Below are 14,369 nucleotides of genomic sequence, written 5' to 3' on the forward strand. Positions count from 1 at the left end.
CATGTTGAAGCTCGGCAATCTGACCATCGATACGCCCGTGGTGCTCGCGCCGATGGCCGGGATCACCAACGCGGCGTACCGGCGGTTGTGCGCTGAGCAGGGTGCCGGGCTGTACGTGTGCGAGATGATCACGTCGCGCGGGATCGTCGAGGGCGACCCCAAGTCGCTGGACATGCTCACGTTCGACGAGCGCGAGACGGTTCGGTCGGTGCAGCTGTACGGCGTCGATCCGGTCTACATCGGCAAGGCCGTGCAGCTGTTGTGTGACCAGTACGGCGTCGCTCACATCGACCTGAATTTCGGCTGCCCGGTTCCGAAGGTCACCCGCAAGGGTGGCGGCGGAGCGCTGCCGTGGAAGCGCAATCTGCTCGGCGCGATCCTGAAAGCGGCGGTCCAGGCGGCCACGCCGTACGGGATCCCGGTGACCATGAAGACCCGGATCGGCATCGACAGCGACCACCAGACCTACCTCGACGCCGGCCGGATCGCCGAGGAGTCGGGGGCGGCGGCGATCGGTCTGCACGGCCGGACGGTGGCGCAGGCGTACTCGGGTCAGGCGGACTGGACGAAGATCGCCGAGCTGGTCGAGCACGTGAACATCCCGGTCCTCGGCAACGGCGACATCTGGGAGGCCGGTGACGCGCTCCGGATGGTCGCCGAGACCGGCTGTGCAGGCGTGATCGTCGGCCGCGGCTGCCTCGGGCGCCCGTGGTTGTTCCGCGATCTCGCGGTGGCCTTCGCCGGTGGCGAGACGCTCAACCTGCCGAGCCTCGGTGAGGTCGCGACCGTCATGCGCCGGCACGGCGAGCTACTCGCCAGCCTGATGGGGGAGCAGCGTGGTCTGCGCGACTTCCGCAAGCACGTGCCCTGGTACCTCAAGGGCTTCCCGGCCGGCGGCGAGCTGCGCGCAGCCCTCGGCATGGTCGATACGCTCGCCCGCCTGGACGAGCTACTCGGTCAGCTCGATCCGACCGTTCCGTTCCCGACCGCGGAGCTCGGTGCTCCGCGCGGCCGCCAGGGCAGCCCGCGCGAGCGCGTCATCCTCCCGCACGGCTGGCTCGACAACACCGACGGCCTCACCGAGGATCTGGCCGACGCCGAGATCGGCGTCTCCGGCGGCTAAACCCCGCTGAGCTCGGCGCGCAGCCGTGCCGTGAACTCCGCACGCTGCGCGTCGCCGTTGGGGAGTTGGTCGCCAAGCTCCCATCGCCAGGCGATGATGATCGCGAGCATCAGCAGTCGGCACTGCCGCACCAGATCGCGATCGATTCCGGGATAGTGGTTCGCGATCTCTTCCGGTGCATGAGCGATGTCGAACTCGACCGGCCCACGGCACACCGTCTCCCAGTCGATGAACAGCGGGCCGTCCGTCGTACTGAGCAGGTTCCCCGGATGCGGTTCGCCGTGCAGCAGTTGCTCCGGGGCACCCGCCTTAAGGACCGCCTGGCTGGCTTTGGTCAGCGTCGTCACGAGAAACTCGCGATCGGCGTCAGGCGCGTTCGGCGAGAGGGCCGGATTCGCCAGCACATACGTCGCTTCCACCACCCGATCCATGAAATGCGGCGCCGGTACGTCGACCTCGCGCAGCCCCTCGTGGAGTCGGTGCAACGCGGCCGCGAACTCGTCTGGCGGAACGGGCGCCTGCGGTTCGTAGTACCGCCAGAAGCAGACCGAAATGCCGTCCTGCTCATAAACCTTCGGGTCAGCCGGCGCGACCGCCGGATAACCACCCATCGCCAGCCGCCGGCCGAGCTCCAACTCCCGCTCGAACCCGTGCTCATCCGCCAACGCGACCCGCGCAACCACGTCCTGCGGCAGCAACCGCAGGACCACCTTGTTCGACGCATTGAGCACGATCGCGTCATCCGCCGCCGCGATCGCCTTGGCCACTCTTACCGCCGGTTCAACCTCCACCCGCCGACCGTATCCGGCGAATCCCGGGCGAGCGACTCCTTAATCGTGTACCGACGAACGGGTAGAGGTGCCCCCATCCCTCGTCCCGCGAGCCTCCGCACGGCCCCTGACGACCCGTCGACCACCACCACTACCCGTCCTCCGGTACACAACCGACCCCACCACCGAGCCTCGCCCTCCACCCCAACCACCTCCCGCCACCGAAGCCACCGTGCCGCGCCACCGAAGCCACCGTGCGGGTGAAGGGGGTTGGCTGGGCGAGTGTGAGCAGTCGTCCGCCGAGTGTGAGGAGTGTGTTGTCGGCAAACGGTTGCGGGCGACCTGGTTGTCACACTCGGCGATCGAAGCCACCGTGTGGGACTTGCCCGGCGACCGAAGCCACCGTGCCTCGGCACTCGGGTTGGGGTTCGGGCTAGGGGGATGCTGCGTTGGGCGGGCTTGGCGAGTGTCGCGGGGCATTTGGGGCTGGCCTGAGGTGGGTGGGTGGGGTCAGCGGGGGTTGGTGGTGCGCCAGGTGACGTAGTCGGCTACGGCGGCGGGGATGTCGTAGGAGGGGGTGTAGCCGGTTTCGGCGGTGAGGCGGGAGATGTCCAGGTAGGGGTCTTCGCCGGGGCCGGATTGGCGGCCGGGGATGAGGTCGAGGTGGAGGCCGGGGGTGATGGCCTGTAGGGCTTCGGCGATCTGGCGGTTGGTGGAGCGGCTACCGCTGGAGACGTTGTAGATGCGGTGGTTCAGGGTCTTGGCGGTGGTCAGGAGTGCGATCGCGCGACCCGCGTCGGCCGCGTAACAGAAGTCGCCGCCGTCATCGGCGTACCGGGCCTCGGGGGTCTCGCCGCGCAGGATCGCGCTGACGTACGGCGCGATGGTGATGATCGGTGACTCCGGATCCATCAGGGGTCCCCAGATGCTGCCGATCCGGAGCAGGACGGGTTCGATCCCGGTGCCTTGCAGGCTTTGGGTGGTGATCGGTTCGACGGCCTTCTTGAGGGCGATGATCGCCAGCGGCAGGTCCGCGTCCGGGATGGCAAGCTCTTCGTGCCAAGGGATTTCGGGCCGGCCGATGTAGTTCCCGAGGCTGCTCGCCACTGCGAACCGGCGCACTCCCCAGGCGCGCGCCGCGTCGAGGGCGTTCAGCAGACCGGCGAGATCGTGACGGAAGAACGCGACCGGGTCATCGGCCGGAATGCTTCCGGCCAGGTGAACGATCTCGGTGATCTGATGTAGTTTGCCCAGGGCAAGGAAGGCGTCCCGGTCGGTGACGTCCAGGGACTCGACCGTGACCCGGCCGGCCAGGAACGACGGGGCTTCGCTGCGACGGTGTGCGGTGACGACCACCTCGTGGCCGAGGTCGACGAGGGCGCGGGCGGTCGCGGCGCCGATCATGCCCAGTCCGCCGGTGACGAGGATCATCGGATCACCTCGTAGTGCAGGTGTGTCACGCCCGGAGCCGGAACGGCGTCGATCAGCCGCAGCGAGATGTGTTCGGGAAGCTCCTGGAAGAACCGGCGACCGCCGCCGAGCAGGATCGGCACCTGATGCAGTACGAGCTCATCGACGAGTCCGGCCGCGAGCGCGGACGTCACAGCCCCGCCGCCCATGATCCCGACATCCTTGCCGTCGGCAAGTTTCCGCGCGACCTCGACCGCTTCCTCGATGCTCGAGGCAAGCGTCTGTTTTGGTCCGACCTCAAGAGGTTCGTGACTCAGCACCACCAGCGGTGCGGACGGATGCGGACTCCCACCACCGAAGTCGCTGGAGTGCGTGTACGTCGCGTGCCCGCAGATGACCGCACCATCTCGCGCGGCGAGTTCGTCGAAGATGCGTGCACTCGGCGCGCTCAGCTTGAACCCGTCGCCGAACACCTGGCTCGGGGTATCGCCGTTGAAGTACCAGTCGAACAGCATCCCGGCGTCGCCGAGCCCACGCCCGAACTCGTCCGCGCCGTCCGGTGTCCGGCCACTGATGTAGCCGTCCACCGAGACCGCGAGGGCAACGATGACCTTGCTCATGAAACGTCCTCTCACACTGCCTGGGGAAAATCGAAGAACCGATCCGGGTCATAGACCTGCTTGACCGCGCGCAGCCGGGCGAGATTCACGCCGTGGTACGCCGTCGGCCCGTCGGCCAACGTCAGATCGGGGAAATTCGGATACACATGGCCGGGGCCGTTCGCCAACGCGGTCGGCGCCTCCAGCAGGAACCGTTCGTTGCGATGGGCGAACGCCGTCGCCTCCGTGGCGACTCGGTTGTAGGCGCCACCCATCGCGGTGAACGCCATCCGCCCGGCAAGCTCGCCGGTGAACGGCTGGTCGAAGAACTCCGAATGGATCTCCACGGTCTCGGACGGCGTCTCGTCGGCGAAGCTCGCCTTGATCTCGGACAGCGGCACATCCGCGCGCAGCTCGAACGGAACCGCCGTACCGGCCAGGGATGTGAATTCGGCCAGCAGAGCGCGGGTCGGTTCGAGAGGGAGAAGGCTTGCGCCGATCAGCACGGCTTGCACCCCGTCGACGGTGAGGTTCAGCGTGAGCTCGTCGGGAGCATCCGGCGCCCACGCCTGCCAGGCCGTGACGAGGGCTTCTATCTCGGCGGCATACCAGTCAGCCGCGATGCGCGTCATCATCGGCTCCGCAATGGTGTCGAAGCGGAACTCCGTCACCACTCCGAACTGTCCACCACCCGCACCACGCAGCGCCCAGAACAGGTCAGGCTCGCGATCGGCATCGCACTCGACGACACTGCCGTCGGCGAGCACGACCTGCGCGCCGATCAGCCGATCGCACGTCAGCCCGTACTTGCGCCCGACCAGCCCGATCCCACCACCCAACGTCAGCCCGGCGATCCCGACCGTCGGTCCGCATCCGGCCGGCAGCGCCCGCCCGACGTCGTGCAGTTCGCGATAAACCTGCCCCAGCAACGCACCGGCACCGATCGTCGCGACTCCATCATGTGCGACCGCAACCGTGCGAAGCCCGCTCAGATCCAGCACCACCTCCGCGGCCGAGGTCCGGTCCACGAAGCAATGCCCACCGCCTCGCGGTACGAGTCGACGGCCGCTCTTGACCGCGCCAACCACGTCCGCGACCGAACGACAGTGCAGAAGCTCCATGCCGTCGAGACTAGGAGCGCCGTACCGGCTAGCTCTTGAACAAAACGTGCATCTTCAGGAAGGGCTGGTACGACGCCGTGTGGTCGTGGCCGCAGGCGCACCGGTCGAGTTCACCGCCGAGCAACTGAGTCGGCGTGACCCCCGTCAGCCGGAGGCACTCGCGACTGAGATGCGCCTGATCGGCGTAGCCGGCGTCGATCGCGAGGCTCGCCGTACCGTCGATTCCCCGACGACCAGACGGTGTTGCGCCGGCCTGAGCCAGCGCCAGGAACCCCTGAAAACGCAGCGTTCGCTGCAGCACCTTCGGGGTGGTCCCCACTGCCTGCAGACAGCGGCGGCGGAGCTGGCTCGGGGACAGCGCTAGCTCTGACGCCAGCCCGTCGATCGACGTCGACCGCCAAGGCATCAACGCCAGCACGGCCTCCTGAACGAGCGAATCCACGCGGGCGGTACGGCGGAACTCACGCAACAGATGCGCTTGCAGATAACGCAACGCGAGCTCAGGCGTCGCGGACTTCGCCATGGCCTCGACCAAGCGATCGGCCGTGTGCCCCCAGAGGTCGTTGAGGCTCAGGTGCTGGTCGATCAGTTCATCCAGTACGGCGGGCAGCGGTGGCGCCGTACCGGGATGGAACCGCACGCCGACGAGCGTCGTGTGCGCCGGGATCACCTCGATCGTCGGCCCGGTCAACGGTCCGAGCAGCCGCGGCCGGCCGCCGAGCGGGAAGTGAATCTCGACCCCGCCGGTCGGCAGATGGCGGTGGACATGGTCGGTCGCGCCGGTGCGCTGGATCCAGACCGTCCGGACCACACCAGCCAGTCCGGGGACCGGTAGCTGCTCGACGTACGACACCGGCTCAACGTAGCAACCCGGCGTGTTACCAGCAGATTTTCTTTGCTCCCATCCCTTGACCTGACCTGGCTGGACAGGGGACGTTGGTCCGCATCGGACTTACGAGTTACTTCCGAACATGGTTCGTAAAAGGAGTTCTGTGGCCATCGTGATCGGGGTTGTCACCCATGCGACGCACGGAGTGCTGTTCCGCGAGGCGGCCAGCACGTTGCGCGGCGTCGACCTGGAGTGGGTCAGCTACGACCACGAGGAGGACGTCCGCGAGAAGGTCGCGGAGTTCCTGAGCACGACCCGGCTCGACGGGTTTCTAGCCGGGCCGGTGCCGTACACGGCCAGCCGCGAGCTGCTGCCGCCCGGGCTGCCGGTCGGCGTGATCCGGCCGTCGGCGCTTGACCTGACGCTGGCGCTCTACCGGGCGCAGCAGCAGGGATGGGGCCGTACACCGGTCAGCATCGACACCTTCCCGGCCGAGGCGGTCGAGGCGGTGGCGAGTGCGCTCGAGCTCGATCAGGACCAGATCGCCTCCCTGCCGTATTCGCCGACCCAGTCGGTCGAGCAGATCCTCGACTTCCACCGGACGGCGTTCCACCGGTTCGGCGATCGCGGCTACGTGATCAGCGTGCGCGCCGCCGTACGGGAGCAGTTGGCCGACGACGCGATCGGGATCATGAGCGGAATGCCGGTGCCGACCACGATCCGGACCGAGCTGCACGAGCTCGCGCTGCGGATCGAGTCGGACCGGGCGAGTGCCCAGCGGTTCGCGGCCGGGGTTTTCCTGATCTCGCAGGCGGCCGACGAGGAGCGCGCCCGGGTCGGCCTGATGAACCTGTTGCTGAACACCCCCGAGTTCGCCGGCGCGTGGATCGAGGACCGGGGTCGCCGTGGCGTCGTCGTCTTCGCCCACAAGGCCCTGTTCGAACGCGTGACCCGCAACTGGGTCGCCGTGCCGGCTCTCGCCGAAGCCGGTACGGCGCTCGGTGCGCAGGTGTCGGCCGGATTCGGGGTCGGCGTCTCCGCCCGCAACTGCGTGCTGCTCGCCGAGCAGGCCGCGGCCCGGGCGGAGCAGGAGAACGAGCCGTGCGCCTACCTGATCGAGGACAGCGGGGTGATCATCGGGCCGATGGGTCCGCTGACCACCACTGACCGCGAGGCGCTCAGCTTCTCCTACCGCGAGCACGGCGAACACGTCGAGCAGCTCGCGAAGACCGTCGGTCTCAGCGCGGCCACCGTGTCGCGGCTGGCGGCACTCGACCACGAGCTGGAAGGCCGCGCGATCTCGCCTGGAGAGCTCGCCGACCGGCTCGGCATCACGGATCAGTCCGGACGCCGGCTGATCCGCACCCTCGACGCCGGCGGCCTGGTCAGCGACGAAGGAACCGCGCAGCACCACCCCAAAGGACGTCCCACACGTCTTTATCGGCTTCGCATCGCCCAAGAGTTAGCGAAGGGAACCACATCATGGAGCTCAACCGCCGCCAGGTCCTGAAGCTCGCAGGTCTCGCCACTGCGGGTCCCGCCCTGCTCGCCGCCTGTTCGAACGACAAGCAGGCAGCCGGAGACGGCAGTGTGAAGTTCGAAGGCTGGGACTACGAGGCGACTCTCGTCCAGCAGAACCTCGACCGCTTCACCCAGGCCAGCAACATCAAGGTGAACTACACGCCGATCACGAGCGCGCAGTACGTGCAGAAGGTCGTGGCCGAGTTCACCGGTGGCGGTGGGCCGGACGCCCTGTACGTCTATGACGACTCGCTCGCCGCCTGGGTCGAGGGCGAGTATCTGCAACCGATCGATGGGCTGCCCGGCGTCGACGAGGTGTACGCCTCGATCTTCCCCGGCAACGCGGAGGCGATGACGTACCAGGGCAAGCGCTATGGCCTGCCGTACTACACCGACTCGAACTGCCTGATCTACAACGCGGAGATCCTCTCCAAGGCCGGCTTCAGCAAGCCGCCGGCCAACCTGGAAGAGCTCGAGGCGCAGGCGGCCAAGATCAAGAGCCAAGGTCTGCTGGAGCACCCGATCGGGTTGCCGGCCCAGCTGTCCGACACCTGGTGGGCCTGGGTGTGGGGGCTCGTCTTCGCCAGTAACGGCAACCTGTTCGACGACCAGCAGGCGCCCATCATGAACACCACTGACACGGTGACGAAAGATGTGCTGACCTGGCTGCAGAACGCGGCGAACAAGTCGAAGGTGCTCGACCCGGCGTCGCTGCAGCTGCTGCCGGTTCCGGTCGACAACGCGATGAAGGCGAACCGGTACGCGTTCACGATCGGTGCCCGCTACGCGCTGCGTGACTACAACGACCCGCAGAAGTCCAAGGCCGCGGGCAAGATGAAGATGGCGCTGGTGCCGAGCCTGGACGGCAAGGTGCACGGGACCATCAGCAACACCCGGATGTACGGGCTGGCCAAGGACACCGAGGTCAAGGACGACGCGTTCAAGCTGCTGACCTACCTCGGCGGGCTGGACGCGAACAAGCAGCCGAACACGGCCAAGTTCTGGTTCCAGGAACGGGGACTCGGGTTCGCCTACAAGGACATGGCCAAGGATGCGGAGGTCAACGCCTCCCTGAAGAAGTTCGCCGACCCGGCGATCTACGCCCACCTGGCCGAGATCGCCCGGCCGCGCAACGTGCTGGGCGTTGCCTGGTACACCGAGTTCGAGACCGAGATGCACAAGGTGGTCCAGGGCGTGCTGAGCAACCAGGTTCAGCCTCCTGCCGCTGTGGCGAGCCTGGCGCAGACCGCCGAGACCCTCAAGAAGAAGTACTCCTGACGTGAGTGTCCTGACCGAACGACGGCCGCTCGGCGACACCGGGAAGGCCTGGGCACTGAACGCCCCGGCCATCACGGTGATCGCCCTGCTGGTCGCGTACCCGATCGGCTACTCGTTCTACGTCAGCCTGCAGCGCAACAACCTCAAGCGCCCGCGGGCGAAACGGTTCATCGGACTGGACAACTACAAGGCCCTGTTCAGCGACGACGCCTTCCTGTCGGCGCTGAAGGTGTCCGCGTTGTTCGTGCTGGTCGTCCTGGGCCTGACCGTGATCCTGGCGCTCATCCTGGCTCTGGTCCTGAACGAACGCTTCCGCGGTCGTGGCCTGCTGCTCAGCCTCGCCTTGTTGCCCTGGGCAATGCCCGGCGTCGTGAACGGCCTGATGTGGCGCACGATCTTCGACGCCAAGACCGGCGCTCTCAACGGCCTGATGATGCAACTGGGCCTGATCGACAGCTACCAGGCCTGGCTCACCTCGGGCACCGGTGCCTTCCTCTTCACCGCCCTGGCACAAGTCTGGAACACCCTGCCCTTCTCGGTGATCATCCTCCTGGCGGGCCTGTCCACCATCCCTTCTGAGCTGTACGACGCCGCAACCGTCGACCGCGCCGGAGCCTTCCGAAGGTTCACCCAGGTGACCGTCCCCTGGCTCCTGCACCCGCTCCTCATCGTGTTGATCCTCGAGACCATGAACGCCTTCCGTGCCTTCGACACGATCTACGTCCTCACCGGCGGCGGTCCCGGCGACGCGACCACCACGATCGCCCTGCTCGACGTCCAGACCGTGCTGACCTTCACCGACTTCGGCCTCGGCAGCGCCTACGCCTGGGTCATCACCGCGATCACCCTGATCATCTCCGTCGGCTACATCGGCCTCCTCTACCGGAAAGGCAATTTCGAGGTATGAGCACCGTCGTGCAAATTCCGCTCCGGTACCGGATTCCGTGGAAGAAGATCGCGTTGTATGTGCTGGCGATCGCGTTCGGGTTGTATCTGGTGCTGCCGTTCTACTGGATCGTGGCGATGAGCTTCATGCACGAGGCCGACGCGATCGCCGTACCGCCGCATTGGGTGCCGGTGCATCCGACGCTGGAGAACTATCTGGGGTTCGTGAATCCGGATGCGGCGCAGCAACTCGTCGGTGGGCGCGCGGTGTCGGAGACGCCGTACTCGTTGCGGAACAGCCTGATCGTGGCGTCGGCGACCGCCGTCCTGAATCTGGCGCTGGCGACGTTCGCGGCGTACTCGTTCAGCCGGCTGAAGTTCAAGGGCAGTCAGGTGTTGCTGGTGCTGTATCTGCTGACGCGGATGGTGCCGGGCATCGCGATCATCATCCCGTTCTATCTGCTGATGCGGCAGTTCGGGTTGCTGGACACGTATCTGGCGCTGATCCTGTCGTACACGACGTTCGCGCTGCCGATCACGATCTGGATCCTGAAGGACTTCTTCCGGTCGGTTCCGCGGGAGCTGGAGGAGGCGGCGCGGGTCGATCGGTGCGGCTGGTTCCGGACGATGTGGTCGGTGTTCCTGCCGGTCGCGGCGCCGGGGCTGGTCGCGGCGGCGGTGTTCGCGTTCATGACGGCGTGGAACGAGTTCATGTTCGCGTTGTTCCTGACCAGCACCAAGGCCGCGAAGACGATCCCCGTGGTGGCGGCGAACTTCGCCACCGACTTCAACACCCAGTTCACGGTGATGGCCGCAGCCGGGGTGCTGGCGGTCGTCCCACCACTCGTACTGGCCCTGCTCTTCCAGCGCAAGCTGGTTCAGGGGATGGCCGCCGGATCTGTGAAGGGCTGAGACGATGGCAGAGGTACGACTCGAAGGCATCACCAAGTCGTTCGGCAGCAAGCTGGTCGTCGACGACCTGAACCTGACCATCGAGGACCAGGAGTTCCTGACGCTCGTCGGTCCGTCCGGCTGCGGGAAGTCCACCACCCTGCGGATGATCTGCGGGCTGGAGCGCGCCACGAGTGGGAACGTGTTCTTCGACGGGAAGCCGGTCAGCTGGCTGCCGGCGAACAAGCGGGACGTCGCGATGGTGTTCCAGAGCTACGCGCTCTACCCGCACAAGACGGTCCGGCAGAACATCGGGTTCGCGCTGAAGATGATGCGGGTGCCCAAGGCAAAGATCGATGAGCAGGTCCTGCAGGCCGCGCGCACCCTCGACATCGAGGACCTGCTGGAACGGAAGCCGCGCGAGCTGTCCGGCGGGCAGCGGCAGCGGGTGGCGCTCGGCCGGGCGATCGTTCGCGATGCCGGCGCGTATCTGCTGGATGAACCGCTGTCCAACCTGGACGCGCAACTGCGGGTGCTGATGCGTGCGGAGATCAAGCGGCTGCATGTGGATGTCGCGCGGACGTTCATCTACGTGACGCACGACCAGGTCGAGGCGATGACGATGTCGGACCGGATCGCGGTGATGCGGGACGGCATCATCCAGCAGTGCGCGACCCCGGAGGAGATCTACGAGCGGCCGGCCAACCGGTTCGTCGCGTCGTTCATGGGCTCACCGCCGATGAACTTCATCAGCGGCTCACTGGCCGATGTCGACGGCGTCCGGATGTTCCGCAGCGAGGCGCTGACCCAGGAGATCACCCTGTACGGCGATCAGCCGGCTGATCCCGCGGTCGTCCTCGGGATCCGGCCCGAGGACGTGTCGCTGTCGCCGACCCCGGTCGCCGGGTATCGCCAGGGCCGGGTCTTCGTGTCCGAGCCGCTCGGTCCCGACGTACTGGTGACCGTGCGGATCGAGGGTGAGTTGCTGAAGGCACGCGTTCCCACGCCGTTCCGGCTCGGCCACGATGCGCCGGTCTACGTGGGATTCAATCCGCAGCGTCTGCACTTGTTCGGGGCTTCGGATGGCGCCGCCGTGCAGGCGCCGAGACAGGAGGTTGCGTCTTGAGAGACCTGGAGAACACACCCGTTCCGGTCGAACGGCCGGCCGACTTCGACGAGTTCTGGGCGGCCGGGCTGGCCGACTGCGCGTCGTACCCGCTGGATCCGGTGCTCGTCGAGATGCCGACGCTGTCCACCGAGCGCGTGGTCGTGTACGACGTTTCCTACGTGAGCTTCGGTGGGCTGCGGGTCAGCGGCTGGTACGCCGTCCCGCGGGCCGGCGCGGTGCCGTACCCGGGGCTGATCACGATCCCTGGGTATATCTCCGAGCCGACGATCCCGAAGGAATGGGCCGAGCTCGGGTACGCCGCGCTCGCGGTCGCGCCGCGCGGGAAGCTGCGGTCGAACGCGGTCTTCAACCCGGGCTACCCAGGCCTGCTGACGAACAACATCGTGGATCACAACACGTATGGGTATCGCGGCTTCTACCTGGACGTCGTTCGCGCGGTTGACCTTCTGCTGGAACGACCTGAGGTCGACGGCGAGCGGATCGGGCTGGCGGGGTCGAGTCAGGGTGGCGGACTCGGAATCAGTACGGCGGCACTCCGGCCCGACGTGATCAAGGCGGTCGCCTGCGGAGCGCCGTACCTGTGCGGGATCATGACGGCGCCGACCCTCACGCGTTCGTATCCGTATGAGGAGATCAACGAGTACCTGCGGCTGCATCCCAAGGACGTGGATCGCGTTCGGGAAACGGTCGCGTACTACGACGGGCTGAACTTTGCCCCGGCCGTGAAAGCGCCCACGATGATCTACCTCGGGCTGGAGGATGACGTCTGTCCACCGGAGACCGGGTTCGCACTCCATCGGGTGCTGACCTGCTCGAAGAGCCTGCACACCTATCCGAACTGCGCGCATCATGCCGGGTTGCCGGGAGTGATGCGGGTGGTCGAGAACTTCCTGGCCGACCACTTGAAGCCGGTGATCTGAATGGACTTCTCCGCCTATTGGCAAGCCCTCGACGACGAGCTGGCCGCGATCCCGGCTCGCCCGGTGCTCGACCTGGTCCCGCAGCGGACGAATGACGAGGCGACGACGTACGCGGTGCGGTTGACCAGCGTCGGGCCTTATCGCGTGTTCGGTTCGCTGAGCATCCCGGTGGGGGAGGGGCCGTTCCCGGCCCTGCTGCAGGTCCCGCGGTACGGGAGTGTCAACAACATGGCGCATCCCAACGACCGCAGCCGGTACGTCGTACTGACCCTGATGCATCGTGGTCAGCGGCTGGCCGACGAGTTCTTCCAGGCGGCGTATCCCGGGCTGTTGACGTTGGGGATCGATGATCCGGCGACGTACATCTACCGCGGGATCGCGGCCGACTGCGTGCGGGCGGCCGAGTTCCTGCTCGGGCTGTCCGAGGTTGATCCGGCCCGGGTCGCGGTGGTCGGGAACGAGCTGGCGATTCTGACCGCGGCACGGCGGCCGGCCATCCACGCAGTACGGGTTTCGGACCTGGTGCTGTACCGGGCGATGGAGGCGCGGCAGTTCTCCAGCCACTACCCGCTGGAAGAGTTGAACGATCACCTGCGGGCGGGGTCGTCGGCCGAGGTCGTGGGGCGGACGCTGTCCTACTTCGACCCGATCCGGCACGCGCCGGCGGTGACTGCGCGGACATTGGTCGGCGTCGAGGACGCGGACTGGTACGCGCCGTTGGTTGATGCGCTTCCGTTCGGTGAGCCGTACGCGGTGACGCATTTCGACGGGACCGACGCCGACTTCTACGACGCGTGGCTCGCGGGGTTGTCCGGCGTACCGGCGATGTCGAAGTTCATCCGATGAAGATCCGCCCGGTGATCAACGCGAACGCCACGGTCACGGTGCTCGGCGGTTCGGTGATGCCGCCGCCCGTCGTACAGGCGATGGTCGAGGCGGCGGCGCATTTCGTCGATCTGCCCGAGCTCTACGAGCAGGTCGGCGACCGCTTGGCCTCGTTGACCCGCAACGAAGCCGCGTGCGTGACGGCTGGAGCGGCCGCCGCGATCACGCTCGTGGTCGCGTCCTGCATCGGTGAGCCCGCGCAGGCGTTCCCGGTCGACGCCGAGGTGGTCATGTTCGCCTCCCAACGCAACGGCTACGACTACTCGGCCCGCCTCACCGGCGCACGCGTGATCGAGGTCGGCGCGGATGCGGCGGAGCTGGAGGCCGCGCTGGTACGGCGTCCTGCGTGTGTGCTGTGGTTCGCCGGCGCGCACTACGCGGCTGGCGCGCTCCCGATCGAGGACGTGGTGCGGATCGGTCGGGCGGCCGGTGTGCCGGTGATCGTGGACGCGGCCGCGCAGATTCCGCGGGTCGCCTCGCTGTGGCAGTTCACCACCGAGGTCGGCGCTGATGCGGTGATCGTGAGTGGTGGAAAGGGGCTGCGCGGCCCACAGACGACCGGCCTGGTACTGGGGAAACAATGGTTGGTAGATCGTTGCCGACAGCATGCATCGCCGCACCAGGAGATCGGTCGCGGGATGAAGGTGGGCAAGGAGGATCTCGCCGGCCTCCTGGCCGCAGTCGAATGGACCCTGGAGCAAGACGAGGACGCGATCATCGCCGGCTACGAACGCTCGGTGGACCTCTGGCTCACCGGGCTCCGAGGCGTGCCCGGCATCACGGCGTACCGGGGCTATCCGAGCGAGGCCGGCCAACCCCACGGCCGCTGCGTGATCCGGCTGCCCGATCGCCAACGCGTGATCGACGCCCTCTGGGACGGCGACCCCCGGATCGCCGTCGGTACCTTCCGCCTCCGCGACGACGAGATCGCCCTCAACCCCCAAACCCTCCAACCCGGAGAGGACCAGTTGGTCCTCGACGCGCTCCTCAGGATTCTCTGACTCGGTA

At 67.2% G+C, this 14,369-nt stretch carries 14 protein-coding genes; 9 read left to right on the forward strand and 5 right to left on the reverse strand.

The window, feature by feature from the left end; translation table 11 throughout:
* The first annotated feature begins 1 nt into the window (after nucleotide 1).
* Nucleotides 2–1,123, forward strand: coding sequence for a tRNA dihydrouridine synthase DusB (gene dusB, locus ACIA49_RS12810; RefSeq protein ID WP_396377300.1), 1,122 nt, complete (start codon nucleotides 2–4; stop codon nucleotides 1,121–1,123).
* Here dusB and ACIA49_RS12815 read toward each other — a convergent pair.
* The 5 genes from ACIA49_RS12815 to ACIA49_RS12835 form a co-directional block, all read right to left on the reverse strand.
* A complete protein-coding gene (locus ACIA49_RS12815; protein WP_396377301.1) occupies nucleotides 1,120–1,914 on the reverse strand; it encodes a phosphotransferase family protein in 795 nt (264 codons plus the stop codon). The genes dusB and ACIA49_RS12815 overlap by 4 nt on opposite strands.
* A 489-nt stretch (nucleotides 1,915–2,403) precedes the next feature.
* A complete protein-coding gene (locus ACIA49_RS12820) occupies nucleotides 2,404–3,324 on the reverse strand; it encodes an NAD-dependent epimerase/dehydratase family protein (protein WP_396377302.1) in 921 nt (306 codons plus the stop codon).
* Complete coding sequence (locus ACIA49_RS12825; RefSeq protein WP_396377303.1) at nucleotides 3,321–3,923, reverse strand: dihydrofolate reductase family protein; 603 nt, start codon at nucleotides 3,921–3,923, stop codon at nucleotides 3,321–3,323. Before ACIA49_RS12825 ends, ACIA49_RS12820 begins: the two co-directional genes overlap by 4 nt.
* 11 nt (nucleotides 3,924–3,934) lie before the next feature.
* The gene (locus tag ACIA49_RS12830) at nucleotides 3,935–5,023 is read right to left on the reverse strand and encodes an FAD-binding oxidoreductase (RefSeq protein WP_396377304.1); all 1,089 of its coding nucleotides are present in this window, start codon (nucleotides 5,021–5,023) and stop codon (nucleotides 3,935–3,937) included.
* Between the two features lie 28 nt (nucleotides 5,024–5,051).
* Complete coding sequence (locus ACIA49_RS12835) at nucleotides 5,052–5,876, reverse strand: helix-turn-helix domain-containing protein (RefSeq protein WP_396377305.1); 825 nt, start codon at nucleotides 5,874–5,876, stop codon at nucleotides 5,052–5,054.
* Between the two features lie 139 nt (nucleotides 5,877–6,015).
* On the opposite strand from ACIA49_RS12835, the gene ACIA49_RS12840 reads away from it, so the two are divergent.
* Genes ACIA49_RS12840 through ACIA49_RS12875 form a run of 8 tightly spaced genes read left to right on the forward strand, consistent with a single transcriptional unit; the run spans nucleotide 6,016 to nucleotide 14,362 of the window.
* Nucleotides 6,016–7,362 (forward strand): hypothetical protein, encoded by a 1,347-nt coding sequence (locus ACIA49_RS12840; protein WP_396377306.1) that lies wholly within the window; start codon nucleotides 6,016–6,018, stop codon nucleotides 7,360–7,362.
* A complete protein-coding gene (locus ACIA49_RS12845) occupies nucleotides 7,335–8,651 on the forward strand; it encodes an extracellular solute-binding protein (protein ID WP_396377307.1) in 1,317 nt (438 codons plus the stop codon). Before ACIA49_RS12840 ends, ACIA49_RS12845 begins: the two co-directional genes overlap by 28 nt.
* A 1-nt stretch (nucleotide 8,652) precedes the next feature.
* On the forward strand, nucleotides 8,653–9,558 hold the full coding sequence (locus tag ACIA49_RS12850; protein WP_396377308.1) for a carbohydrate ABC transporter permease: 906 nt from the start codon (nucleotides 8,653–8,655) through the stop codon (nucleotides 9,556–9,558).
* Nucleotides 9,555–10,448, forward strand: coding sequence for a carbohydrate ABC transporter permease (locus tag ACIA49_RS12855; RefSeq protein ID WP_396377309.1), 894 nt, complete (start codon nucleotides 9,555–9,557; stop codon nucleotides 10,446–10,448). Before ACIA49_RS12850 ends, ACIA49_RS12855 begins: the two co-directional genes overlap by 4 nt.
* Before the next feature lie 4 nt (nucleotides 10,449–10,452).
* A complete protein-coding gene (locus tag ACIA49_RS12860) occupies nucleotides 10,453–11,553 on the forward strand; it encodes an ABC transporter ATP-binding protein (protein WP_396377310.1) in 1,101 nt (366 codons plus the stop codon).
* The gene (locus tag ACIA49_RS12865) at nucleotides 11,550–12,476 is read left to right on the forward strand and encodes an acetylxylan esterase (protein ID WP_396377311.1); all 927 of its coding nucleotides are present in this window, start codon (nucleotides 11,550–11,552) and stop codon (nucleotides 12,474–12,476) included. The genes ACIA49_RS12860 and ACIA49_RS12865 overlap by 4 nt, the downstream gene beginning before the upstream one ends.
* On the forward strand, nucleotides 12,477–13,322 hold the full coding sequence (locus ACIA49_RS12870) for an acetylxylan esterase (protein ID WP_396377312.1): 846 nt from the start codon (nucleotides 12,477–12,479) through the stop codon (nucleotides 13,320–13,322).
* Nucleotides 13,319–14,362, forward strand: a complete 1,044-nt coding sequence (locus ACIA49_RS12875; protein ID WP_396377313.1) for a hypothetical protein — start codon at nucleotides 13,319–13,321, stop codon at nucleotides 14,360–14,362. The genes ACIA49_RS12870 and ACIA49_RS12875 overlap by 4 nt, the downstream gene beginning before the upstream one ends.
* Nucleotides 14,363–14,369 lie beyond the last annotated feature (7 nt).

This window comes from Kribbella sp. NPDC051587 (assembly GCF_044453945.1).
Lineage (GTDB): Bacteria > Actinomycetota > Actinomycetes > Propionibacteriales > Kribbellaceae > Kribbella.